Below are 23,873 nucleotides of genomic sequence, written 5' to 3' on the forward strand. Positions count from 1 at the left end.
GATTCATTTTTAGGAAAATTATTTCCTTATTTTCTTTATTTTATTTAATTTGATTAGTGAGATTTGTTTTGAATACAGAGACAGATTTTCTGTCTCCTATTTTTGTAGTAGTGAGGTGTCTAATTGATACCTCTTGGAAAAGTTAAAGGAGATAAGCATGTATCTTGCTATCAAAGAAATATTACGAAACAAACTTCGATATAGTTTGATTCTAACTACTATTTTTCTTATCGCTTTTATGATCTTTTTTATGACCAGTCTAGCTCTTGGTCTTGTGCTAAACAACCGAGCCGCTATTGATAACTGGCAAGCGACGGGTGTGGTTTTATCTGACTACGCAAATGATAATTTGACGGCATCTTTTATTCCTGAAAAGGACTATAAGGAAAAGAGTTCTAAGGAGGCTACTCCACTAGGGTATATGTTTGCTGTGACTAATCTAGTCGATGATAGTGAAAAGGTCAATGTTTCCATCTTTGCTCAAGAGTGGGACTCTTTTATCTCTCCGATTTTGACGGAGGGTCGTTATCCTGAGGGGGATGATGAGGTTGTCGTGGATCAGTCCTTTGAGAATTATGGGATTAAGCTAGGTGATACTATTCAGCTGAATGGAAGCGATACAGGTTACAAGATTGTAGGTCTGACTCAAGATAATAAATTTTTCACGGAGCCTGTTGTCTTTACGAGTCTGTCAACTTATTGGACATTACAAGGAACCTTGAAAGCCAATCGTTCCATCTCTGCCTTGGTATTGAAAAATGATATAGAATTGGCTGGCGATGGACTGAAACAGATTTCTATTCCAAAAATGATTTCGAAAATTCCTGGTTACACACCTCAGGTTAATGTATTTTCAGGAATGATTCTGGCTATGATTGTCATAACAGGTTTGATTGTGGGTATTTTTATTTATATCATTACCATCCAAAAACTAGGTCTTTATGGAATAATGCGGGCTCAGGGAATACAGATCAAAACCATTGTATGGTCTCTTTTCTGTCAAATCTTCTTCCTAGCTGGTATGGGAATTTCTCTAGCCTTGCTAGCTATCGGAGGAGTGATTTTGTTTTTACCAGCTACCTTCTTTTTCTACCAAAGCTGGATAGCTTACTCTGTCCTAAGCTTGGTGATTTGTTTGATGGCCATGCTAGGTGGTGTCATTTCACTTCCACGCTTGCTAAAGGTGGACCCGATTACTGCGATTGCAGAGTGATAAGGAGAATAGTATGACAGCATTGATTGAAATGAGTCAAGTGACAAAAACGTACGGGGAAGGAAAGATGAAAGTCGTAGCTCTGCATGAGACGAATTTTCAGCTAAATGCGGGAGAGTTCGTGGCTATCGTTGGGCCTTCAGGCTCTGGGAAGACGACCTTTCTAACAACTCTAGGACAACTTCAGGAAGCATCGAGTGGAAAGATTTTAGTCAAGGGGAAGGAAACAGGAAGTTTGACAGAGAAGGAGAAAACAGACCTCCGTTTTAGAGAGTTTGGCTTTATTCTCCAAGCTTCAAATTTAATTCCTTTTCTAACGGTCAAGGAACAGTTGGATTTGATTGACAGACTGGATAAGGGAAAAAATAGTAAAAGTGATCGAAAAGAACTTTTTGAGTTGTTGGATTTGGGAAAAGTACAAGATCAGTATCCAAAGGCTTTATCGGGTGGAGAACGTCAATGAGCCGCAATTGCTAGAGCACTCTATAACAATCCAAGTATCGTGCTTGCAGATGAGCCAACAGCAAGTTTAGATACCCAGCGTGCTTACCAAGTAACGGAGATGTTGGCTGCCATTGCCCACGAACAAGGTAGAGGAGTTGTCATGATTACACATGATACACGCCTTCTTGATAAGGTTGACCGTATTTATGTTATGGATGATGGCCACCTAGTTGAATCAAGACATGCATAAAAAAAGAGAGTGGACAGTATTGGTTACTGTTCACCTTTTTATTGTAAACTTTAAAAAATGACTTTGACTTTTTAGAAAACTCTCAGTATTCATAGCTGATTTTCCAGAAATATGGTATAATTTTCCTTATGGAAAAGATTATCATTACAGCAACTGCTGAAAGTATTGAACAAGTTAAACAACTGCTCGAAGCTGGCGTAGACCGTATCTATGTCGGTGAGAAAGATTTTGGCCTTCGTCTGCCAACAACCTTTAGCTATGATCAATTGCGCGAAATCGCTGAGTTGGTTCATGAAGCTGGTAAGGAATTGATTGTTGCGGTCAATGCCCTCATGCACCAAGATATGATGGACCGTATCAAGCCATTCCTTGATTTCTTAGAAGAAATCAAGACAGACTACATCACGATTGGGGATGCAGGTGTCTTTTACGTGGTCAATCGCGATGGTTATTCCTTTAAGACTATCTACGATGCTTCGACTATGGTCACTAGCAGTCGTCAGATCAACTTCTGGGGACAAAAGGCTGGCGCATCTGAGGCTGTTTTGGCGCGTGAAATTCCATCAGCTGAACTTTTCAAAATGCCAGAGATTTTGGAAATTCCTGCTGAAGTGTTGGTTTACGGTGCTAGTGTCATCCATCATTCTAAGCGTCCGCTCTTGCAAAATTACTATAACTTCACGCATATCGATGATGAAAAGACTCGCAAGCGTGACCTTTTCTTGGCAGAGCCAAGTGACCCTGAGAGCCACTATTCTATTTTTGAAGATAATCATGGAACCCACATCTTTGCCAATAACGACCTTGATTTGATGACAAAATTGACAGAATTGGTAGAGAATGGTTTCACTCACTGGAAACTAGAAGGGCTCTACACTCCAGGTCAGAACTTTGTTGAGATTGCAAAACTCTTTATCCAAGCGCGTAGCTTGATCCAAGAGGGCAGCTTTAGCCATGACCAAGCTTTCTTGCTGGATGAGGAAGTACGCAAGTTACACCCTAAAAACCGTTTCCTTGATACAGGATTTTATGACTACGATCCTGATATGGTTAAATAGGATATCAAAACCCGAAATAAAAATGTTCGGGTTTTTCCAGTGTATCCATGAAATAAAAACGGATACATGTTATAATAAAAGTAGCTCTTTAATGGAGGTGTTTGAGTGGAAAATCTGAAGAAAATGGCAGCTATCAAGGCTGCTGAGTTTGTCAAGGATGGGATGGTTGTCGGACTGGGAACGGGTTCTACTGCCTATTATTTTGTCGAAGAAATCGGTCGTCGTATCAAGGAAGAAGGATTGCAGATTACAGCTGTAACGACTTCTAGTGTGACTAGTAAACAGGCTGAAGGGCTTAATATCCCACTCAAGTCTATTGACCAAGTAGACTTTGTTGATGTGACAGTCGACGGGGCGGATGAAGTGGATAGTCAGTTTAACGGAATTAAAGGCGGTGGTGGTGCCCTTCTGATGGAGAAGGTTGTGGCAACGCCCTCAAAAGAATATATTTGGGTAGTGGATGAAAGCAAGCTAGTAGAGAAACTGGGTGCTTTTAAATTGCCTGTGGAAGTGGTTCAGTATGGCGCAGAACAAGTCTTTCGTCGTTTTGATCGAGCTGGCTATAAACCAAGTTTCCGTGAAAAAGACGGCCAACGTTTTGTGACCGATATGCAGAATTTTATCATTGACCTTGCCTTGGATGTCATTGAAGATCCAATTGCCTTTGGCCAAGAATTGGACCATGTTGTTGGTGTCGTAGAGCACGGCTTATTCAATCAAATGGTGGATAAGGTGATCGTAGCTGGACGAAATGGGGTTCAGATTTTAACTTCAACAAAAGCAAACTAATCAACATAATAAGGAGACACATTATGTCAAAATTTAATCGTATTCACTTGGTGGTACTGGATTCTGTGGGAATCGGTGCTGCACCAGATGCCAATAACTTTGTCAATGCAGGGGTTCCAGATGGTGCCTCTGACACACTGGGACACATTTCAAAAACAGTTGGTTTGAATGTGCCAAACATGGCTAAAATTGGTCTGGGAAATATTCCTCGTGAAACCCCTCTTAAGACTGTACCAGCTGAAAGCAATCCAACAGGATATGCAACAAAATTGGAAGAAGTATCTCTTGGTAAGGATACCATGACTGGACACTGGGAAATCATGGGCCTTAACATTACAGAACCTTTCGATACTTTCTGGAATGGATTCCCAGAAGAAATTTTGACAAAAATCGAAGAATTTTCAGGACGTAAGGTCATTCGTGAAGCCAACAAACCTTACTCAGGTACAGCTGTTATCGATGATTTTGGACCACGTCAAATGGAAACTGGGGAGTTGATTATCTATACTTCAGCAGATCCTGTTTTGCAAATTGCTGCCCACGAAGATATTATTCCTTTGGATGAATTGTACCGTATCTGTGAATACGTTCGTTCGATTACCCTTGAGCGCCCTGCCCTTCTAGGCCGCATCATTGCCCGTCCATATGTTGGTGAGCCAGGTAACTTCACTCGTACAGCAAACCGTCGTGACTTGGCTGTATCTCCATTTGCACCGACTGTTTTGGATAAATTGAATGAAGCTGGTATCGATACTTACGCTGTTGGTAAAATCAATGATATCTTTAACAGTGCTGGTATCAACCATGACATGGGCCACAACAAGTCAAACAGCCACGGAATTGATACATTATTGAAGACCATGAGCCTTGCTGAGTTTGAAAAAGGATTCTCCTTCACAAACTTAGTTGACTTTGATGCTCTTTACGGGCACCGTCGTAATGCTCACGGTTACCGTGATTGCTTGCATGAGTTTGATGAACGCTTGCCTGAAATTATCGCAGCCATGAGAGAGAACGACCTTCTTTTGATTACTGCGGACCATGGAAATGACCCAACCTATGCAGGAACGGACCATACTCGTGAATATATCCCACTTTTGGCTTACAGTCCTGCCTTTAAAGGAAACGGTTTGATTCCAGTTGGACATTTTGCAGATATCTCAGCGACAGTTGCAGATAACTTTGGTGTGGAAACTGCCATGATTGGGGAAAGTTTCTTAGATAAATTGGTATAAGATGACGCGATATGCTTTACTTGTTCGGGGCATTAATGTAGGTGGGAAAAATAAGGTTGTCATGGCGCAACTTCGTCAAGAACTGACAGAGTTGGGACTGGAAAAGGTTGAGACCTACATCAACAGTGGCAACATTTTCTATACTTCTACAGCTCCAAAAGCCCGATTGGTTAAAAAGTTAGAGACTTTCTTTGCAGTCCATTATCCATTTATTCAGAGCTTTTCTTTGCTGAGTCAGGAAGACTACGAAGCAGAGCTGGAGAATCTGCCAGATTGGTGGTCCAAAGACTTGGCTCGAAAAGATGTGCTCTTCTACACGGAGGGATTGGATGTGGATCAAGTCATCAAGAAAGTGAACAGTTTGGAACTGGAAGATGAAGTCGTTCATTTTGGAAAACTTGGGATTTTCTGGGGGAAATTCTCTGAGGAATCCTACTATGCAACTGCCTATCATAAGAAGTTAATCAAGATGCCTTTCTATCGCAATATTACAATTCGCAATGCTAAAACCTTTGACAAAATCGGTCAAATGCTAAAAACTAATAATGAAGGAGACACACAATGACATTTTTAGACAAAATCAATGAAACAGCTGCTTTCCTGAAAGACAAGGGAATCCAAGCGCCTGAGTTCGGTCTAATCCTTGGATCAGGTCTGGGAGAACTTGCAGAAGAAATCGAAAATCCTGTTGTAGTAGACTATGCTGAGATTCCAAACTGGGGTCGCTCTACAGTAGTCGGTCACGCTGGTAAATTGGTATATGGAGAACTTGCAGGTCGCAAGGTCTTGGCTCTTCAAGGTCGTTTCCATTTCTACGAGGGAAATCCTCTTGAAGTCGTGACTTTCCCAGTTCGTGTGATGAAAGTTCTCGGATGTGAAGGTGTCATTGTAACCAATGCAGCTGGAGGTATTGGATTTGGTCCTGGTACCTTGATGGCTATCTCAGACCATATCAATATGACGGGGCAAAACCCATTGATGGGTGAAAACTTGGATGATTTTGGTCCACGTTTCCCTGATATGTCTAAAGCCTACACACCAGAATACCGAGCTACTGCCCATGAAGTGGCTAAAAAACTTGGTATCAAGCTTGATGAAGGTGTCTATATCGGCGTTACTGGTCCGACTTATGAAACACCAGCAGAAATCCGCGCCTATAAGACACTGGGAGCAGATGCAGTTGGTATGTCGACTGTTCCTGAAGTTATTGTGGCAGCTCACTCAGGCTTGAAAGTTCTCGGTATTTCATGTATTACTAACCATGCTGCAGGTTTCCAAGAAGAACTCAACCACGAAGAAGTTGTAGAAGTGACTGAACGTGTTAAAGGAGACTTTAAAGGCTTGCTTAAAGCGATTCTTGCTGAATTGTAATCATGTTAATAGAATTGAGGAGTATTTTTCGAAAAATCCCTTATAATTTTAGATTATTCATAGCAGTAATTCTACAAGGAATAGTTTCGGGTTTATCTGGTATATTTCTCCATTATCTTTTAGAGATAGTAGAGAGTCTAGCTTTTGGTCAGTCAGAACATCATAGTGAATTTTTGACAGATGGAGTTTCCTCCTCACGAATAGGATTAAGTTTAATAATCGTGGGTCTTGGCTCATCCTTGGTCTGGTATTTCTTGCAAAAAAGGTCGAAGATTTATTCCATCAAAGCTCAGATGAAGGATGAGACTTCACAATACAAACTTCATTTTTTAAGACAGCTATTTCATTCAATTTGGCAGATCATTGCAGTTGGAGGGGGAGCCCCTATTGGCAAAGAAGCTGCTCCACGAGAGATTGGAACTATATTTGCAGGACCAATTGGCAAAATATGTATACTGTCTATGAAGGATCGCATCTTTCTCCTTGCTTGTGGTGCTGGTGCTGGTTTAGCGGCTGTTTATCAGGTCCCATTAACAAGTGTCTTCTTTGTTTTTGAAACCCTAGGAATTGCTCTATCTATTAAACGATTTGTCTTAGTCGGTTTGACTACCTATGTCTCAACCTATATAGCAGGATGGGTTATTTCAGATCAGGCTCTCTACCAGATTCCAGCCATCACATGGTCATTAAAGCAAATATGGATTATTCCCTTATTACTTCTTTTCTTAACCCCACTAGCTTGGCTTTTTGGTCGCTTAAGTAAGGCAGCGTCTTCAAACAGAATAAAAGATAAACGAATACTTCTCACATTGCCCTCAGCTTTTCTTTTTCTTGTTGGTCTTGCAAGTTCCTTTCCACATCTACTTGGAAATGGACGCATGATGGCTCAGGAAGTTTTAAATGGTAGCAGTGGTCAAACAGTACTTCTCATGTTTTTCCTAAAAGCAGTGGTCGTTCTTATTATCCTTTGGGCAGGGGCCTATGGTGGAACTCTTACGCCATCTTTTGCCTTGGGGATGGCTGGAGCTGCTCTCTTGGGCATGATTCTAGGTTTGGACAGTCAGTCAACCGTTTTACTTTTGGGATCTGTTTGTTTTTTGTCTGTGACCTTGAGGGCGCCTATTTCTGCAACCGGATTAGTTATAGGTTTCACTGGGCTAGATATAGATTCTCTTCCGTATCTCTTAGTAACTGCTTTCCTAGCTTATGACTTTGCAAAAATGTTAGACCGCTTTCCTTGGGCTAGCATACTGTGTCAGAAGTCAAAGAATAGAGTAATAAGATAGAGAACGACCGTTTCTTCTAATCAAAGATTTGATTTAAAAGATTAAAAACTATTGTCAATTTATCAATAACTGTTTTAAATAAAAATGTAGTAGGCTTATCGGAGTCATGATTGAATCCGATTTTTACTAGCTATGAAATATAAAAATAAAAAAAGAAAGGTAGAGCGTGTGTTCTAATTTGAACACGAGCGGAAAACTTTTCTAAAAACTCAGAAGAGAAGGGAATTCGGATTTGAATAAAAGCCGTTCTAAGCTTCTCAATATCATCAAAATTAAGAAAGAAAGGATGGGTGAACCGTATTTGCTGAACTGAATACGGGCGGAGAACTGTGTAAAAAAGATAAACTGTTTAGCATCTGCGATGCGTCATCAGTTTCTTATTTTTACTTTATTCTCTGTCGCTATCCTGAATATAAAAAAAGAAAGGTAGAGCGTGTGTTTTGATTTGAACACGAGCGGAAAACTTTTCTAAAAACTCAGAAGAGAAGGGAGTTCGGATTTGAATAAAAGCCGTTCTAAGCTTCTCAATATCATCAAAATTAAGAAAGAAAGGATGGGTTAACTGTATTCATTGAACTGAATACGGGCGGAGAACTGTGTAAAAAAGATAAACTGTCTAGCATCTGAGATGCTTCGTCAGTTTCCTATTTTTACTTTGTTCTCTGTCGCCCTTTATATCTTAACTATGTCTATCCATATTGCTGCTAAGCAGGGTGAAATTGCTGATAAAATTCTTCTTCCGGGGGATCCTCTTCGTGCGAAGTTTATTGCGGAGAATTTCCTTGAAGATGCTGTTTGTTTTAACGAAGTGCGTAACATGTTTGGTTACACTGGTACTTACAAGGGCCACCGTGTATCTGTCATGGGAACTGGGATGGGGATGCCATCGATTTCGATTTATGCGCGTGAGTTGATTGTGGACTACGGTGTGAAAAAATTGATCCGTGTGGGAACAGCAGGTTCTTTGAATGAAGACGTTCACGTCCGTGAATTAGTTTTGGCGCAAGCAGCTGCAACCAATTCAAACATCATCCGCAATGACTGGCCACAGTACGATTTCCCACAAATCGCTAGCTTTGATTTGCTGGACAAGGCCTACCATATCGCCAAAGAACTCGGTATGACCACCCACGTTGGGAACGTTTTGTCTTCTGATGTCTTTTATTCAAACTACTTTGAAAAGAACATCGAACTTGGTAAATGGGGAGTCAAGGCTGTGGAAATGGAAGCAGCAGCCCTTTACTATCTGGCGGCCCAACACCATGTTGACGCGCTTGCCATCATGACTATTTCTGATAGTTTGGTCAATCCAGATGAAGACACGACTGCAGAAGAACGCCAAAATACCTTCACTGATATGATGAAGGTTGGCTTGGAAACCTTAATTGCAGAGTAAAATGTAAAAGAAAATCCTGATTTTAAGTAAAATCAGGATTTTTTCATGGATGCAATTTTTTCTGGGTCTGGTGTGACACGGAGGGTCTTTTGTCCTGTGTAGGTGACAAAGCCAGGTTTTCCACCAGTTGGTTTATTGAGTTTTTTGACTTCTATCATGTCAACCTGCACCAGATTTGACAGACGTCCCTTGGAGAAGTAGGCAGCTAGTTCTGCCGCGTCTGTCTTGACTTCATCGGATGGGTCAAGATTTCCTGAGATGACAACGTGGCTTCCAGGAATGTCCTTAGCATGGAACCAAAGTTCTTCCTTGCGGGCCATTTTAAAGGTCAATTCCTCATTTTGCAGGTTATTGCGTCCTACATAGATGATAGTTTTGCCATCGCTTGCTAGATATTGTTCTGGCTTTTTGCGCTTCTGAATTTTTTCTCGCTGTCTTCTGCGGATAAAACCTGTTTGAATCAATTCTTCACGGATTTCAGCGATTTCTTCCAGCCCAGCTTGATTGAGAACAGTTTCCACACTTTCCAGATAGAGAATGGTTGCCTTGGTTTCTTCAATCAGATCAGTCAAGTATTTGACAGCTTCTTTTAATTTCTGATACCGTTTAAAGTAGCGTTGGGCATTCTGGTTGGGAGTCAGAGCCTTATCAAGCGCAATCGTGATAGGTTGGTTGGTGTAGTAGTTGTCTAGGATAACTTGGTCTTGGTCATTAGGCACTTGGTGGAGGAAGGTTGTTAGCAATTCTCCTTTTTGACGAAATTCTTCAGCATTGTCTGTCGCCAGTAACTCTTTTTCCTGTTTTTTGAGTTTGTGGCGGTTTTTCTGAAGTTCATTTTCAACACGACGAATGAGTTCACTGGCTTGCTGTTTGACACGGTCGCGTTCAGCCTTGTCCTTATAGTAGGTGTCCAACAAATCAGAAAGACTGGTAAAAGGCTCTCCCACCTGATTTGCAAAAGGGACTGGACTGAAGGAAGTCTCAGTCAAGCATGGCTGGGTTTCTTGACTGAAAAAGTTACGGAAAGTGGAAAGTTTACCACTAATCAGAATGTTTTCCAATTCATTTGCCGTATCGCGTCCCAGACCTTGAAAGAGGTTTTGAAGATTTTTAGCTGTCGTTTCCTGTGTTTGCAAGATTTCAAAGAGTTTCTCGTCCTTGATCGTAAAAGGATTGAGAGATTCCGTACTTGGCGGAGCGATATAGGTCGATCCAGGAAGCAAGGTACGGTAGCTATTTTGTGAAAAGCCAACGTGTTTGATAACTTCGAGGATTTTATGACTGCTTTTATCGACCAGTAGAATATTACTGTGTTTACCCATGATTTCGATAATCAAGGTAGCCTGAATATGGTCTCCAATCTCGTTTTTATTGGAAACTGTCATTTCAACAATACGGTCATTTTCCACCTGCTTAATCGATTCAATCAGGGCACCCTGTAAATATTTTCTTAAAACCATGATAAAGGTAGAAGGTTGAGCTGGATTTTCAAAAGTCGTTTGGGTCAGCTGAATGCGTCCAAAAACAGGATGGGCAGAAAGGAGCAGACGATGACTTTGGCGATTGCTGCGGATTTGCAAGACCAATTCTTGTTCAAAAGGCTGATTGATTTTCTGGATGCGACCGTTCACTAATTCTCTTCGCAATTCCTCAACCATGTGGTGTAAAAAAAATCCGTCAAATGACATCGTTCTCTCCTTGTGATTGTATTCCATAGTATTATATCAAAAAGGTAGAATAAAATCATGGAAATGTGGTATAATAAAGCCAAATAAAGAGAAACGAGAAGCACATGTATATTGAAATGGTAGATGAAACTGGTCAAGTTTCAAAAGAAATGTTGCAACAAACCCAAGAAATTTTGGAATTTGCAGCCCAAAAATTAGGTAAAGAAGACAAGGAGATGGCAGTTACCTTTGTGACCAATGAACGTAGTCATGAACTCAATCTTGAGTACCGTGACACAGACCGTCCGACAGATGTCATCAGCCTTGAATATAAGCCAGAGTTGGAAATTGCCTTTGACGAAGAGGATTTACTTGAAAATCCAGAATTGGCAGAGATGATGTCTGAGTTTGATGCCTATATTGGGGAACTGTTCATCTCTATTGATAAGGCTCATGAGCAGGCCGAGGAATATGGGCACAGCTTTGAGCGTGAGATGGGCTTCTTGGCAGTGCACGGCTTTTTACATATCAACGGATATGATCACTACACTCCGGAAGAAGAAGCGGAGATGTTCGGTTTACAAGAAGAAATTTTGACAGCCTATGGACTCACAAGACAATAAACGAAAATGGAAAAATCGTGACCTGATATCCAGTTTAGAATTTGCTCTCACAGGAATTTTTACTGCTATCAAGGAAGAACGCAATATGCGAAAACATGCAGTGACGGCTCTTGTAGTCATTCTTGCAGGTTTTGTTTTTCAGGTGTCACGAATCGAATGGCTCTTTCTCCTATTGAGCATTTTCTTGGTAGTAGCCTTTGAAATTATCAATTCTGCTATCGAAAATGTGGTGGATTTGGCCAGTCACTATCACTTTTCCATGCTGGCTAAAAATGCCAAGGATATGGCAGCTGGCGCGGTATTAGTGGTCTCTCTTTTCGCAGCCTTAACAGGCGCATTGATTTTTCTCCCACGAATCTGGGACTTAATATTTTAAACAGTAAGAGGAAATTATGACTTTTAAATCAGGCTTTGTAGCCATTTTAGGACGTCCCAATGTTGGGAAGTCAACTTTTTTAAATCACGTTATGGGGCAAAAGATCGCCATCATGAGTGACAAGGCGCAGACAACGCGCAACAAAATTATGGGAATTTACACGACTGATAAGGAACAAATCGTCTTTATCGACACACCAGGGATTCACAAACCTAAAACAGCTCTTGGAGATTTCATGGTCGAATCTGCCTATAGCACCCTTCGTGAAGTGGATACTGTTCTCTTCATGGTGCCTGCTGATGAAGCGCGTGGCAAGGGGGACGATATGATTATCGAACGCCTTAAAGCTGCTAAGGTTCCTATTATTCTGGTGGTGAACAAGATTGATAAGGTTCACCCAGACCAGCTTTTATCTCAGATTGATGATTTCCGAAATCAGATGGACTTTAAGGAAATTGTTCCTATCTCAGCCCTTCAGGGAAATAACGTGTCTCGTCTAGTGGATATTTTGAGTGAAAATCTGGACGAAGGTTTCCAATATTTCCCGTCTGACCAAATTACAGACCATCCAGAACGATTCTTGGTTTCAGAAATGGTTCGCGAGAAAGTCTTGCACCTAACTCGTGAAGAGATTCCGCATTCTGTCGCAGTAGTTGTTGATTCTATGAAACGAGACGAAGAGACAGACAAGGTTCACATCCGTGCAACCATCATGGTCGAGCGAGATAGTCAAAAAGGGATTATCATTGGTAAAGGTGGCGCTATGCTTAAGAAAATCGGTAGCATGGCCCGTCGTGATATTGAACTCATGCTAGGAGATAAGGTCTTCCTAGAAACATGGGTCAAGGTCAAGAAAAACTGGCGTGATAAAAAGCTAGATTTGGCTGACTTTGGCTATAATGAAAAAGAATACTAAGTAGAGGTGGGCTCATGCCTGCTTCTTGTTTTTACAGAAGGAGAACTTATGCCTGAATTACCTGAGGTTGAAACCGTTCGACGTGGCTTAGAAAAATTGATTTTGGGTAAAAAGATTTCTAGCATTGATATTCGCTATCCCAAGATGATTAAGACAGATTTGGACGAGTTTCGAAAGGAAGTGCCTGGTCAGATTGTTGAGTCAATGGGACGTCGTGGTAAATATTTGATTTTCTACCTGACAGACAAGGTCTTGATTTCCCATTTGCGGATGGAGGGGAAGTATTTTTACTATCCAGACCAGGTTCCTGAACGCAAGCATGCCCATGTTTTCTTTCAGTTTGAAGATGGTGGCACGCTTGTTTATGAGGATGTTCGCAAGTTTGGTACTATGGAACTCTTGGCTCCTGACCTTTTAGACGCCTACTTTCTTTCTAAAAAACTAGGACCTGAACCAAGCGAACAAGACTTTGATGTGCAGGTCTTTCAAGCTGCTCTAGCTAAGTCTAAAAAGCCTATCAAATCCCATCTCCTAGACCAGACCTTGGTAGCTGGCCTTGGCAATATCTATGTGGATGAGGTTCTCTGGCGAGCTCAGGTTCATCCGGCTAGACCTTCCCAGACTTTGACAGCAGCAGAAACGACAGCCATTCATGACCAGACCATTGCTGTATTGGGACAGGCTGTTGAAAAAGGTGGATCCACCATTCGGACCTATACCAATGCCTTTGGGGAAGATGGAACCATGCAGGATTTTCATCAGGTCTATGATAAGGCTGGTCAAGAATGTTCACGTTGTGGGACCATCATTGAGAAAATTCAACTAGGTGGACGAGGCACCCATTTTTGTCCTCAGTGTCAAAGGAGGGACTGATGGGAAAAATCATTGGAATCACTGGGGGCATTGCCTCTGGTAAGTCAACTGTGACAAATTTTCTAAGACAGCAAGGCTTTCAAGTGGTGGATGCCGATGCAGTCGTCCACCAACTACAGAAACCTGGTGGTCGTTTGTTTCAGGCTCTAGTCCAGCACTTTGGTCAAAAAATTATCTTAGAAAATGGAGAACTCAATCGCCCTCTCCTAGCTAGTCTCATCTTTTCAAATTCTGAAGAGCGAGAATGGTCTAAGCAAACCCAAGGGGAGATTATTCGTGAAGAGTTGGCTACTTTGAGAGACCAGTTGGCTCAGACAGAAGAGATTTTCTTCATGGATATTCCCCTACTTTTTGAGCAGGACTACGTCTCTTGGTTTGATGAGACTTGGTTAGTCTATGTGGACCGAGATGTCCAAGTAGAACGCTTAATGAAAAGGGACCACTTGTCCAAAGATGAAGCTGAGTTTCGTCTGGCAGCCCAGTGGCCTTTAGATAAAAAGAAAGATTTGGCCAGCCATGTTCTAGATAACAATGGCAATCAGGACCAGCTTCTTACTCAGGTCTTCTCCCTGCTTGAGGGAGGTAGTGAAGATGACAGAGATTAACTGGAAGGATAATCTGCGCATTGCCTGGTTTGGTAATTTTCTGACAGGAGCCAGTATTTCCTTAGTTGTGCCTTTTATGCCCATCTTTGTGGAAAATCTGGGTGTAGGGAGTGATCAAGCTGCTTTTTATGCAGGTTTAGCTATTTCTGTCTCTGCCATTTCTGCGGCACTTTTCTCTCCTATCTGGGGCATCCTTGCTGATAAATACGGTCGAAAACCCATGATGATTCGTGCTGGTCTGGCCATGACTATCACTATGGGGGGCTTGGCTTTTGTGCCAAATATTTATTGGTTAATCTTTCTTCGTTTATTAAATGGTGTATTTGCAGGTTTTGTTCCTAATGCAACGGCTTTGATAGCCAGTCAGGTTCCCAAGGAGAAATCAGGCTCTGCCTTAGGTACTCTGTCTACAGGCGTAGTTGCAGGTACTCTAACTGGTCCTTTTATTGGTGGCTTTATCGCAGAATTATTTGGCATTCGTACTGTTTTTTTACTGGTTGGTAGTTTTCTCTTTTTAGCTGCTATTTTGACTATTTTCTTTATCAAGGAAGATTTTCAACCAGTAGCCAAGGAAAAGGCCATCCCAACAAAGGAATTATTTACATCAGTTAAATATCCCTATCTTTTGGTCAACCTCTTTCTGACCAGTTTTGTCATCCAATTTTCAGCCCAATCAATTGGCCCTATTTTAGCACTTTATGTACGCGACTTAGGCCAGACAGAGAATCTTCTTTTTGTATCTGGTTTGATTGTATCCAGTATGGGCTTTTCCAGCATGATGAGTGCAGGAATCATGGGCAAGCTAGGTGACAAGGTGGGTAATCATCGCCTCTTGGTTGTAGCCCAGTTTTATTCAGTCATCATCTATCTCCTCTGTGCTAATGCCTCTAGTCCCCTTCAACTAGGCCTCTATCGTTTCCTCTTTGGCCTGGGAACCGGTGCCTTGATTCCCGGAGTTAATGCCCTTCTAAGCAAGATGACGCCCAAAACTGGTATTTCGAGGGTCTTTGCCTTCAATCAGGTATTCTTTTATCTGGGAGGTGTCGTTGGGCCTATGGCAGGTTCTGCAGTAGCAGGACAATTTGGCTACCATGCAGTCTTCTATGCGACAAGCCTTTGTGTTGCCTTTAGTTGTCTCTTTAACCTTCTTCAATTTCGAACATTATTAAAAGTAAAGGAAATCTAGTGCGAGTAAAAATTAATCTCAAATGCTCCTCTTGTGGCAGTATCAATTACCTAACCAGTAAAAATTCAAAAACCCATCCAGACAAGATTGAGGTTTTAAAGTATTGTCCCAAGGAAAGAAAAGTAACCCTACATCTTGAATCTAAGTAGATTTTATGGTAAAATAATAGGGATTTTAAGGAGTTTGATATGTATAACCTATTATTAACCATTTTATTAGTATTATCTGTTGTGATTGTGATTGCGATTTTCATGCAACCAACTAAAAACCAATCCAGCAATGTATTTGATGCCAGCTCAGGTGATTTGTTTGAACGCAGTAAAGCACGCGGTTTTGAAGCTGTAATGCAGCGTTTGACTGGGATTTTAGTCTTTTTCTGGCTAGCCATTGCCTTAGCATTGACGGTATTATCAAGTAGATAAGAAAATAATGGGCAGGACTAGGTCTTTGCCTCTTTTTATTTTTAAAGGATATTTGAGCAGGTTTTACAGTAAAAGAAAATAAAAAATCTAGAAAGAAAATATGAAAGATAGAATAAAAGAATATTTGCAAGATAAGGGAAAGGTGACTGTCAATGACTTGGCTCAGGCTTTGGGAAAAGACGGGTCCAAGGATTTTCGTGAGTTGATTAAAACCTTGTCCCTAATGGAAAGAAAGCACCAGATTCGCTTTGAAGAAGATGGAAGTCTGACCTTGGAAGTCAAGAAAAAACACGAGATTACTCTCAAGGGAATTTTTCATGCCCATAAAAATGGCTTTGGCTTTGTCAGTCTGGAAGGTGAGGAGGACGACCTTTTTGTAGGGAAAAACGATGTCAACTATGCTATTGATGGTGATATCGTTGAGGTCGTCATCAAGAAAGTCGCTGACCGCAATAAGGGAACAGCAGCAGAAGCCAAAATTATTGATATCTTAGAACACAGCCTGACAACAGTTGTCGGCCAAATCGTTTTAGATCAGGAAAAACCTAAGTATGCGGGTTACATCCGTTCAAAAAATCAGAAAATCAGTCAACCAATCTATGTTAAAAAACCAGCCCTTAAACTAGAGGGAACCGAAGTTCTCAAGGTCTTTATCGATAAATACCCAAGCAAGAAACATGATTTCTTTGTTGCGAGTGTCCTCGATGTGGTAGGGCATTCAACGGATGTCGGAATTGATGTTCTTGAAGTTTTGGAGTCTATGGACATTGTCTCAGAATTTCCAGAGGCTGTTGTCAAGGAAGCAGAAAGTGTGCCGGATGCTCCGTCTCAAAAGGATATGGAAGGCCGTCTGGACTTGAGAGGTGAGATTACTTTTACCATTGACGGTGCGGATGCCAAGGACTTGGACGATGCGGTACATATCAAGGCCTTGAAAAATGGAAATCTGGAGCTTGGTGTTCACATCGCAGATGTTTCCTACTATGTGACCGAGGGGTCTGCTCTTGATAAGGAAGCCCTTAATCGTGCGACTTCTGTTTATGTGACAGACCGCGTGGTGCCAATGCTTCCGGAGCGTTTGTCAAATGGCATCTGCTCCCTCAATCCTCAAGTTGACCGCCTGACCCAGTCTGCCATTATGGAGATTGATAAACATGGTCGTGTAGTCAACTACACCATCACACAAACGGTTATCAAGACAAGCTTCCGTATGACCTATAGCGATGTCAATGATATCCTAGCTGGCGATGAGGAAAAGAGACAAGAATATCAGAAAATTGTTCCAAGTATCGAACTCATGGCCAAGCTTCATGAAACTCTAGAAAACATGCGTGTGAAACGTGGAGCTCTGAATTTTGATACGAGTGAAGCTAAGATTTTAGTGGATATAAAAGGGAAGCCTGTGGATATTGTCCTTCGACAACGTGGTGTTGCAGAGCGCATGATTGAATCCTTTATGCTGATTGCCAACGAAACAGTTGCCGAGCATTTCAGCAAGCTGGAGCTACCTTTCATCTATCGAATTCACGAGGAGCCTAAGGCTGAAAAAGTTCAGAAGTTTATTGATTATGCTTCGAGTTTTGGATTGCGCATTTATGGGACTGCCAGTGAGATTAGCCAGGAGGCCCTCCAAGACATCATGCGTACTGTTGAGGGAGAACCTTATGCGGATGTATTGTCCATGATGCTTCTTCGCTCTATGCAGCAGGCTCGCTATTCGGAGCACAATCACGGCCACTATGGACTAGCGGCTGACTATTACACTCACTTTACCAGTCCGATTCGTCGTTATCCAGACCTTCTTGTTCACCGTATGATTCGTGATTACGGCCGTTCTAAAGAAATAGCCGAGCATTTTGAACAAGTGATTCCAGATATTGCGACCCAGTCTTCCAACCGTGAACGTCGTGCCATTGAGGCTGAGCGTGAAGTCGAAGCCATGAAAAAGGCTGAGTATATGGAAGAATACGTGGGTGAAGAGTACGATGCGGTTGTGTCCAGCATTGTCAAATTCGGTCTCTTTGTCGAATTGCCGAACACAGTTGAAGGCTTGATTCACATCACAAATCTACCTGAATTTTATCATTTCAATGAACGTGATTTGACTCTTCGTGGAGAGAAATCAGGAACAACTTTCCGTGTAGGTCAGCAGATTCGTATTCGCGTTGAAAGAGCCGACAAGATGACGGGTGAAATTGACTTCTCATATATCCCAAGTGAGTTTGATGTGATTGAAAAAGGCTTGAAACAAACTGGTCGCAAAGACAGAGGGCGTGGTTCAAATCGTCGTTCAGATAAGAAGGAAGATAAGAGAAAATCAGGACGCTCAAATGATAAGCGCAAGCATTCACAAAAAGACAAGAAGAAAAAGGGCAAGAAACCTTTTTACAAGGAAGTAGCTAAGAAAGGAGCCAAGCATGGCAAAGGGCGAGGGAAAGGTCGTCGCACAAAATAAAAAGGCGCGCCACGACTATACTATCGTAGATACGTTAGAGGCAGGGATGGTCCTGACTGGGACTGAAATCAAGAGTGTGCGAGCTGCTCGAATCAATCTCAAGGACGGCTTTGCCCAAGTAAAAAATGGGGAAGTTTGGTTGAGCAATGTTCATATCGCGCCTTACGAAGAGGGAAATATCTGGAACCAGGAACCTGAACGCCGTCGTAAACTCCTGCTCCATAAGAAACAAATCCAAAAATTGGAACAAGAGACCAAAGGGACAGGAATGACCCTGGTTCCCCTTAAAGTCTATATCAAAGATGGTTACGCTAAACTCCTTTTAGGTTTAGCTAAAGGGAAGCATGACTATGATAAACGGGAGTCTATCAAACGTCGTGAGCAGAATCGCGATATTGCGCGCGTGATGAAAGCTGTTAATCAGCGATAAAAAGAGGAATGAAGATGGAAAAACTAGTTGCCTATAAACGCATGCCTTTGTGGAATAAACAAACTATGCCAGAGGCTGTCCAGCAGAAACACAATACCAAGGTCGGGACTTGGGGCAAGATCACAGTTGTAAAAGGAGCCCTCAAGTTTATTGAGTTGACCGAAGATGGTGAGGTTTTAGCTGAGCACCTCTTTGAAGCAGGGGCTGACAATCCCATGGCACAACCACAAGTCTGGCACCGAGTGGAGGCTGCCACAGATGATGTAGAGTGGTACTTGGAATTTTATTGTAAACCTGAGGATTATTTTCCTAAAAAATACAATACTAATCCTGTTCATTCAGAGGTCCTAGAGGCAATGCAGACAGTAAAACTAGGGAAAGCCTTGGATTTGGGCTGTGGTCAGGGCCGTAACTCTCTCTTTCTTGCACAGAATGGTTTTGATGTGACAGCTGTAGATCAAAATGAACTGGCCCTTGAAATCTTGCAAAGCATTGTGGAACAAGAAGATCTGGACATGCCAGTTGGTCTTTATGATATCAATTCAGCTAGTATTGGACAAGAGTATGATTTCATAGTTTCGACAGTTGTTTTGATGTTTTTGCAAGCAGACCGCATTCCTGCAATTATCAAAAATATGCAGGAGCATACCACGGTCGGTGGTTATAATCTTATCGTTTGTGCTATGGACACGGAGGATTATCCTTGCTCTGTGAACTTCCCATTTACCTTTAAAGAAGGGGAATTGGCAGACTATTACAAGGACTGGGAATTGGTTAAGTACAATGAAAATCCAGGCCATTTGCACCGTCGCGATGAGAATGGCAATCGTATTCAACTACGCTTTGCGACCATGCTAGCTAAAAAAATTAAATAAACATTGAAGGTTAGGAAATTTCCTGATCTTTTTCTTTTTTACGAATAGATAAGATAGAAGGATTGACAAAAATACGCATTATAAGTATAATTTTAGCTAGAAAGGTGACTATGAATGCCAATCACAGGTAAGGAAATGGTAAAATTATACTCAATGAAAATCAAAGAGCAAACTAGGAAGCTGGCCGCAGGCTGTACTTGAGTACGGCAAGGAGAAGCTGACGTAGTTTGAATTTGATTTTCGAAGAGTATTAGCTCTTGCAAATGGATGGATTGAAGTATGTAAGAGAGGAAGTCATCATCATTTTAAGAAAGAAGGGGTTCCCTATCTTGTCACTATTCCAGTTCACGGTAATGAGGATCTAGGAAAAGGTTTAGAGAGAAAAATATTAAAAGATTTGGGATTATAGTTGATTTGGAAATTGTGGAGGTGTATTATGCTAAAATCTTATCCTGCTATTTTTCATAGAGAAGGCACTGGATACTGGGTTGAATTTCCTGAATTTGGAGGCGGGACTGAAGGAGCAACGATTGAACTTGCAATGAAAAATGCTCGGGAAATGCTTGAGAGTGTTTTAGCTTCTTATATTGATGAAGGACTGGCTTTGCCTACTCCTAGTGACATTGCTGAGTTGAAAGCTCCTGATGGATTTGTGACTTTGATTCAGGTCAATCCCTTGCCTTTCGTAAAGAATAATAAAGCGATTCGAAAAAATGTTACGGTTCCAGAGTGGCTAGTCAGACTTGCAGATCGTGAGAAAGTGAACTATTCTGAAGTGTTGACACAAGCTCTTGAAAATCGCTTGCAACTCTAAAATTATAGAGTGATGTAGATTAGGAAATTTCCTGATCTTTTTTCTTTTTTACGAATAATATAGAAAAGGAGGGAATCATGTTTGTTGCGAGAGATGCTAGGGGAGAATTGGTAAATGTGTTAGAGGATAAACTTGAGAAGCAAGCATACACCTGCCCAGCTTGTGGAGGTCAGCTCCGTTTGCGTCAAGGACCAAGTGTCCGGACCCATTTTGCCCACAAAACCTTAAAAGACTGTGATTTTTCCTCTGAAAATGAAAGTCCAGAACACCTGGCAAATAAAGAATCACTTTATCACTGGTTGAAAAAAGATACAGAAGTGCAATTAGAATACCCTCTTCCAGAGCTTAAACAGATTGCGGATGTATTTGTAAATGGCAATCTAGCTTTAGAAGTTCAGTGTAGTCCCTTGCCACAGAAACTTCTTAAAGAGCGTAGCGAGGGCTATCGTAGTCAGGGTTACCAAGTACTGTGGTTACTGGGAGAAAAACTTTGGCTCAAGGAGCGTTTGACTCGTCTGCAACAAGGTTTTCTCTATTTTAGTCAAAACGTGGGCTTTTATGTTTGGGAATTAGACAGTGAAAAACAAGTTTTAAGACTCAAATACCTGATTCACCAAGATCTCCGCGGTAAACTCCATTATCAAATCAAGGAATTTCTCTATGGTCAAGCTAGTTTATTGGAAATATTGCGTTTCCCTTATAAGAAACAAAAAATATCTCATTTTACAGTTTCTGAGGATAAGGACATCTGTCGCTATATTCAGCAACAACTGTACTATCAAAATCCCTTTTGGATGAAAGAACAAGCAGAAGCATATCAAAAGGGAGAAAATCTCCTGACTTATGGGCTAAAAGAATGGTATCCACAAATAAGACCACTAGTAGGTAATTTTTGCCAAATTGAGAAAGATTTGACTCGCTATTATCAGTATTTTCAAATCTATTACCAAGAAAATCCTCAAAATGATTGGCAAAAGCTTTATCCACCAGCCTTTTATCAGCAATATTTCTTGAAAAATATGGTAGAATAGAAAAGATGGAGGAATCTAATGGTATTACAAAGAAATGAAATAAATGAAAAAGATACATGGGATCTATCAACGATTTACCCAACTGACCAGGCTTGGGAAGAAGCCTTAAAAGATTTAACAGAACAATTGGAGAAAGTAGCCCAGTATGAAGGACATCTCCTGGATAGTGCGAATAGCCTTCTAGAAATCACTGAATTTTCTCTTGAAATGGAACGCCAGATGGAGAAGCTTTACGTTTATGCTCATATGAAGAATGACCAAGATACACGTGAAGCCAAGTATCAAGAGTACTATGCTAAGGCTATGACTCTATACAGCCAGCTAGACCAAGCCTTTTCATTCTATGAGCCTGAATTTATGGAAATCAGTGAAGAGCAGTATGCTGCCTTTTTAGAGGCTCAACCAAAATTGCAGGTTTATCAACACTATTTTGACAAGCTTTTGCAAGGCAAGGAACACGTTCTATCACAACGTGAAGAAGAATTATTGGCTGGCGCTGGAGAAATCTTTGGTTCGGCAAGTGAAACCTTCGCTATCTTGGACAATGCGGATATTGTTTTCCCCTATGTCCTCGACGATGATGGTAAGGAGGTTCAGCTATCTCATGGGACTTACACACGTTTGATGGAGTCTAAAAATCGTGAGGTTCGCCGTGGTGCTTATCAAGCCCTTTATGCGACTTATGAACAATTCCAACACACCTATGCCAAAACCTTGCAAACCAATGTTAAGGTGCAAAACTACCGTGCTAAAGTTCGTAACTACAAGAGTGCTCGTCATGCAGCTCTCGCAGCAAATTTTGTTCCAGAAAGTGTTTATGACAATTTGGTAGCAGCAGTTCGCAAGCATTTGCCACTCTTGCATCGTTACCTTGAACTTCGTTCAAAGATTTTGGGAATTTCAGACCTTAAGATGTACGATGTCTACACACCGCTTTCATCTGTTGAATATAGTTTTACTTACGAGGAAGCTTTGAAAAAGGCCGAAGAAGCCTTGGCAGTCTTGGGTGAGGATTACTTGAGTCGTGTTAAACGTGCCTTCAGCGATCGTTGGATTGATGTTTACGAAAACCAAGGCAAGCGTTCAGGTGCCTACTCAGGTGGTTCTTATGATACCAATGCCTTTATGCTTCTTAACTGGCAGGACAATCTAGACAATCTCTTTACTCTTGTTCATGAAACAGGTCATAGTATGCACTCAAGCTATACTCGTGAAACGCAACCTTATGTTTACGGAGATTATTCTATCTTCTTGGCAGAGATTGCATCAACGACCAATGAAAATATCTTGACGGAGAAATTATTGGAAGAAGTGGAAGACGACGCAACGCGCTTTGCTATTCTCAATAACTTCCTAGATGGTTTCCGTGGAACAGTTTTCCGCCAAACTCAATTTGCTGAGTTTGAACACGCCATTCACCAAGCGGATCAAAATGGTGAAGTCTTGACAAGTGATTTCTTAAATAAACTCTACGCAGACTTGAACCAAGAGTATTATGGTTTGAGTAAGGAAGACAATCCTGAAATCCAGTACGAGTGGGCACGCATTCCACACTTCTACTATAACTACTATGTATACCAATATTCAACTGGCTTTGCAGCAGCCTCAGCCTTGGCTGAAAAGATTGTGCATGGTAGTCAAGAAGACCGTGACCGCTATATCGACTACCTCAAGGCAGGTAAGTCTGACTATCCACTTAATGTCATGAGAAAAGCTGGTGTTGATATGGAGAAGGAAGATTACCTAAACGATGCCTTTGCTGTCTTTGAACGTCGCTTAAATGAGTTTGAAGCCCTTGTTGAAAAATTGGGATTGGCATAAGATGGTTGAATCGTATAGTAAGAATGCCAACCATAACATGCGTCGTCCTGTTGTCAAGGAAGAAATTGTAGACTTGATGCGTCAGCGTCAAAAGCAAGTAACAGGCTCTTTGAAAGAATTGGAAGACTTTGCTCGCAAGGAAAATATTCCTATCATTCCCCATGAAACGGTTGCTTATTTCCGTTTTCTCATGGAAACCATACAACCTAAAAATATTCTGGAAATAGGGACGGCTATCGGTTTTTCAGCCCTCTTGATGGCTGAACATGCGCCAAATGCTAAGATTACAACCATTGACCGCAATCCAGAAATGATTGGATTTGCCAAGGAAAATTTCACCCAGTTTGACAGTCGCAAGCAAATTACGCTCCTAGAAGGAGATGCGGTAGATGTCTTATCTACCTTGACAGAGTCCTATGATTTCGTCTTTATGGATTCAGCCAAGTCTAAATACATCGTCTTTCTGCCAGAAATCCTCAAACATTTGGAAGTCGGTGGTGTGGTTGTCTTGGATGATATTTTTCAAGGTGGTGATGTTGCCAAGGACATTATGGAGGTTCGTCGTGGCCAGCGAACTATTTATCGAGGCCTTCAAAGATTATTTGATGCAACTTTAGACAATCCAGGACTCACTGCAACATTAGTACCTTTAGGGGACGGCATTCTCATGCTTCGTAAAAATGTAGCAGATGTTCAATTGCTTGACAGCGAATAATTTTCAGAAAAATTTAAGAAAA

General features: G+C 41.4%; 25 protein-coding genes and 1 pseudogene. 25 read left to right on the forward strand and 1 reads right to left on the reverse strand.

Annotated elements, in window-relative coordinates; translation table 11 throughout:
• Positions 1–157 precede the first annotated feature (157 nt).
• The 9 genes and pseudogenes from FJN11_RS03860 to deoD all read left to right on the forward strand — a co-directional run bounded on the left by FJN11_RS03860 (position 158) and on the right by deoD (position 9,042).
• Complete coding sequence (locus FJN11_RS03860; RefSeq protein ID WP_140224109.1) at positions 158–1,213, forward strand: ABC transporter permease; 1,056 nt, start codon at positions 158–160, stop codon at positions 1,211–1,213.
• 13 nt (positions 1,214–1,226) lie between these two features.
• A pseudogene (locus FJN11_RS03865) lies at positions 1,227–1,907 on the forward strand (ABC transporter ATP-binding protein).
• Between the two features lie 128 nt (positions 1,908–2,035).
• Positions 2,036–2,965 (forward strand): peptidase U32 family protein, encoded by a 930-nt coding sequence (locus FJN11_RS03870; protein ID WP_140224110.1) that lies wholly within the window; start codon positions 2,036–2,038, stop codon positions 2,963–2,965.
• A 105-nt stretch (positions 2,966–3,070) separates the two neighbouring features.
• Positions 3,071–3,754 (forward strand): ribose-5-phosphate isomerase RpiA, encoded by a 684-nt coding sequence (rpiA, locus tag FJN11_RS03875; protein WP_140224111.1) that lies wholly within the window; start codon positions 3,071–3,073, stop codon positions 3,752–3,754.
• Between the two features lie 23 nt (positions 3,755–3,777).
• Complete coding sequence (locus FJN11_RS03880; protein WP_140224112.1) at positions 3,778–4,989, forward strand: phosphopentomutase; 1,212 nt, start codon at positions 3,778–3,780, stop codon at positions 4,987–4,989.
• Between the two features lies 1 nt (position 4,990).
• On the forward strand, positions 4,991–5,554 hold the full coding sequence (locus FJN11_RS03885) for a DUF1697 domain-containing protein (RefSeq protein WP_125429964.1): 564 nt from the start codon (positions 4,991–4,993) through the stop codon (positions 5,552–5,554).
• Positions 5,551–6,360 carry a purine-nucleoside phosphorylase gene (locus FJN11_RS03890; RefSeq protein WP_125385933.1) on the forward strand — a complete coding sequence of 270 codons (810 nt, stop codon included), beginning with the start codon at positions 5,551–5,553 and terminating at the stop codon, positions 6,358–6,360. The genes FJN11_RS03885 and FJN11_RS03890 overlap by 4 nt, the downstream gene beginning before the upstream one ends.
• A 2-nt stretch (positions 6,361–6,362) precedes the next feature.
• Entirely contained in the window at positions 6,363–7,646 is a 1,284-nt protein-coding gene (locus FJN11_RS03895; RefSeq protein WP_140224113.1) for a chloride channel protein, read from the forward strand.
• Between the two features lie 685 nt (positions 7,647–8,331).
• Entirely contained in the window at positions 8,332–9,042 is a 711-nt protein-coding gene (gene deoD / locus FJN11_RS03900) for a purine-nucleoside phosphorylase (RefSeq protein WP_000022080.1), read from the forward strand.
• Between the two features lie 32 nt (positions 9,043–9,074).
• On the opposite strand, the gene pavA is transcribed toward deoD, so the two are convergent.
• Complete coding sequence (gene pavA / locus FJN11_RS03905; protein ID WP_140224114.1) at positions 9,075–10,730, reverse strand: Rqc2 family fibronectin-binding protein PavA; 1,656 nt, start codon at positions 10,728–10,730, stop codon at positions 9,075–9,077.
• 104 nt (positions 10,731–10,834) lie between these two features.
• Here pavA and ybeY point away from each other — a divergent pair, with 104 nt between their 5' ends.
• From ybeY to FJN11_RS03985, 16 genes are all read left to right on the forward strand, one after another.
• Positions 10,835–11,332, forward strand: coding sequence for an rRNA maturation RNase YbeY (gene ybeY, locus FJN11_RS03910; RefSeq protein WP_000275156.1), 498 nt, complete (start codon positions 10,835–10,837; stop codon positions 11,330–11,332).
• On the forward strand, positions 11,313–11,708 hold the full coding sequence (locus FJN11_RS03915; RefSeq protein ID WP_000378165.1) for a diacylglycerol kinase family protein: 396 nt from the start codon (positions 11,313–11,315) through the stop codon (positions 11,706–11,708). The genes ybeY and FJN11_RS03915 overlap by 20 nt, the downstream gene beginning before the upstream one ends.
• Before the next feature lie 16 nt (positions 11,709–11,724).
• Entirely contained in the window at positions 11,725–12,624 is a 900-nt protein-coding gene (gene era, locus FJN11_RS03920) for a GTPase Era (protein WP_140224115.1), read from the forward strand.
• A 48-nt stretch (positions 12,625–12,672) separates the two neighbouring features.
• Positions 12,673–13,497, forward strand: coding sequence for a DNA-formamidopyrimidine glycosylase (mutM, locus tag FJN11_RS03925; protein ID WP_140224116.1), 825 nt, complete (start codon positions 12,673–12,675; stop codon positions 13,495–13,497).
• Positions 13,497–14,102, forward strand: coding sequence for a dephospho-CoA kinase (coaE, locus tag FJN11_RS03930; protein WP_125429979.1), 606 nt, complete (start codon positions 13,497–13,499; stop codon positions 14,100–14,102). Before mutM ends, coaE begins: the two co-directional genes overlap by 1 nt.
• Positions 14,089–15,288 (forward strand): multidrug efflux MFS transporter PmrA, encoded by a 1,200-nt coding sequence (gene pmrA / locus FJN11_RS03935; RefSeq protein ID WP_140224117.1) that lies wholly within the window; start codon positions 14,089–14,091, stop codon positions 15,286–15,288. The genes coaE and pmrA overlap by 14 nt, the downstream gene beginning before the upstream one ends.
• Complete coding sequence (gene rpmG, locus FJN11_RS03940) at positions 15,288–15,437, forward strand: 50S ribosomal protein L33 (protein ID WP_001809104.1); 150 nt, start codon at positions 15,288–15,290, stop codon at positions 15,435–15,437. The genes pmrA and rpmG overlap by 1 nt, the downstream gene beginning before the upstream one ends.
• Before the next feature lie 39 nt (positions 15,438–15,476).
• Positions 15,477–15,710 carry a preprotein translocase subunit SecG gene (secG, locus tag FJN11_RS03945; protein WP_000282517.1) on the forward strand — a complete coding sequence of 78 codons (234 nt, stop codon included), beginning with the start codon at positions 15,477–15,479 and terminating at the stop codon, positions 15,708–15,710.
• Between the two features lie 100 nt (positions 15,711–15,810).
• Positions 15,811–18,165, forward strand: a complete 2,355-nt coding sequence (rnr, locus tag FJN11_RS03950) for a ribonuclease R (RefSeq protein ID WP_140224118.1) — start codon at positions 15,811–15,813, stop codon at positions 18,163–18,165.
• Positions 18,128–18,595: an SsrA-binding protein SmpB gene (gene smpB / locus FJN11_RS03955; RefSeq protein WP_001051750.1), complete on the forward strand. Its 468-nt coding sequence runs from the start codon at positions 18,128–18,130 to the stop codon at positions 18,593–18,595. The genes rnr and smpB overlap by 38 nt, the downstream gene beginning before the upstream one ends.
• 14 nt (positions 18,596–18,609) lie before the next feature.
• Positions 18,610–19,470 carry an SAM-dependent methyltransferase TehB gene (tehB, locus tag FJN11_RS03960; RefSeq protein WP_140224119.1) on the forward strand — a complete coding sequence of 287 codons (861 nt, stop codon included), beginning with the start codon at positions 18,610–18,612 and terminating at the stop codon, positions 19,468–19,470.
• A 271-nt stretch (positions 19,471–19,741) separates the two neighbouring features.
• The gene (locus FJN11_RS03965) at positions 19,742–19,879 is read left to right on the forward strand and encodes a type II toxin-antitoxin system HicA family toxin (protein WP_125430341.1); all 138 of its coding nucleotides are present in this window, start codon (positions 19,742–19,744) and stop codon (positions 19,877–19,879) included.
• Between the two features lie 27 nt (positions 19,880–19,906).
• Complete coding sequence (locus FJN11_RS03970; protein ID WP_070478920.1) at positions 19,907–20,284, forward strand: type II toxin-antitoxin system HicB family antitoxin; 378 nt, start codon at positions 19,907–19,909, stop codon at positions 20,282–20,284.
• A gap of 77 nt (positions 20,285–20,361) precedes the next feature.
• A complete protein-coding gene (locus tag FJN11_RS03975; protein WP_049491801.1) occupies positions 20,362–21,315 on the forward strand; it encodes a competence protein CoiA in 954 nt (317 codons plus the stop codon).
• 18 nt (positions 21,316–21,333) lie between these two features.
• Positions 21,334–23,136, forward strand: a complete 1,803-nt coding sequence (pepF, locus tag FJN11_RS03980; protein WP_140224120.1) for an oligoendopeptidase F — start codon at positions 21,334–21,336, stop codon at positions 23,134–23,136.
• Position 23,137: 1 nt separating this feature from the next.
• On the forward strand, positions 23,138–23,851 hold the full coding sequence (locus FJN11_RS03985) for an O-methyltransferase (RefSeq protein WP_083320562.1): 714 nt from the start codon (positions 23,138–23,140) through the stop codon (positions 23,849–23,851).
• Positions 23,852–23,873 lie beyond the last annotated feature (22 nt).

This window comes from Streptococcus symci, assembly GCF_006385165.1.
GTDB classification, from domain to species: domain Bacteria; phylum Bacillota; class Bacilli; order Lactobacillales; family Streptococcaceae; genus Streptococcus; species Streptococcus symci.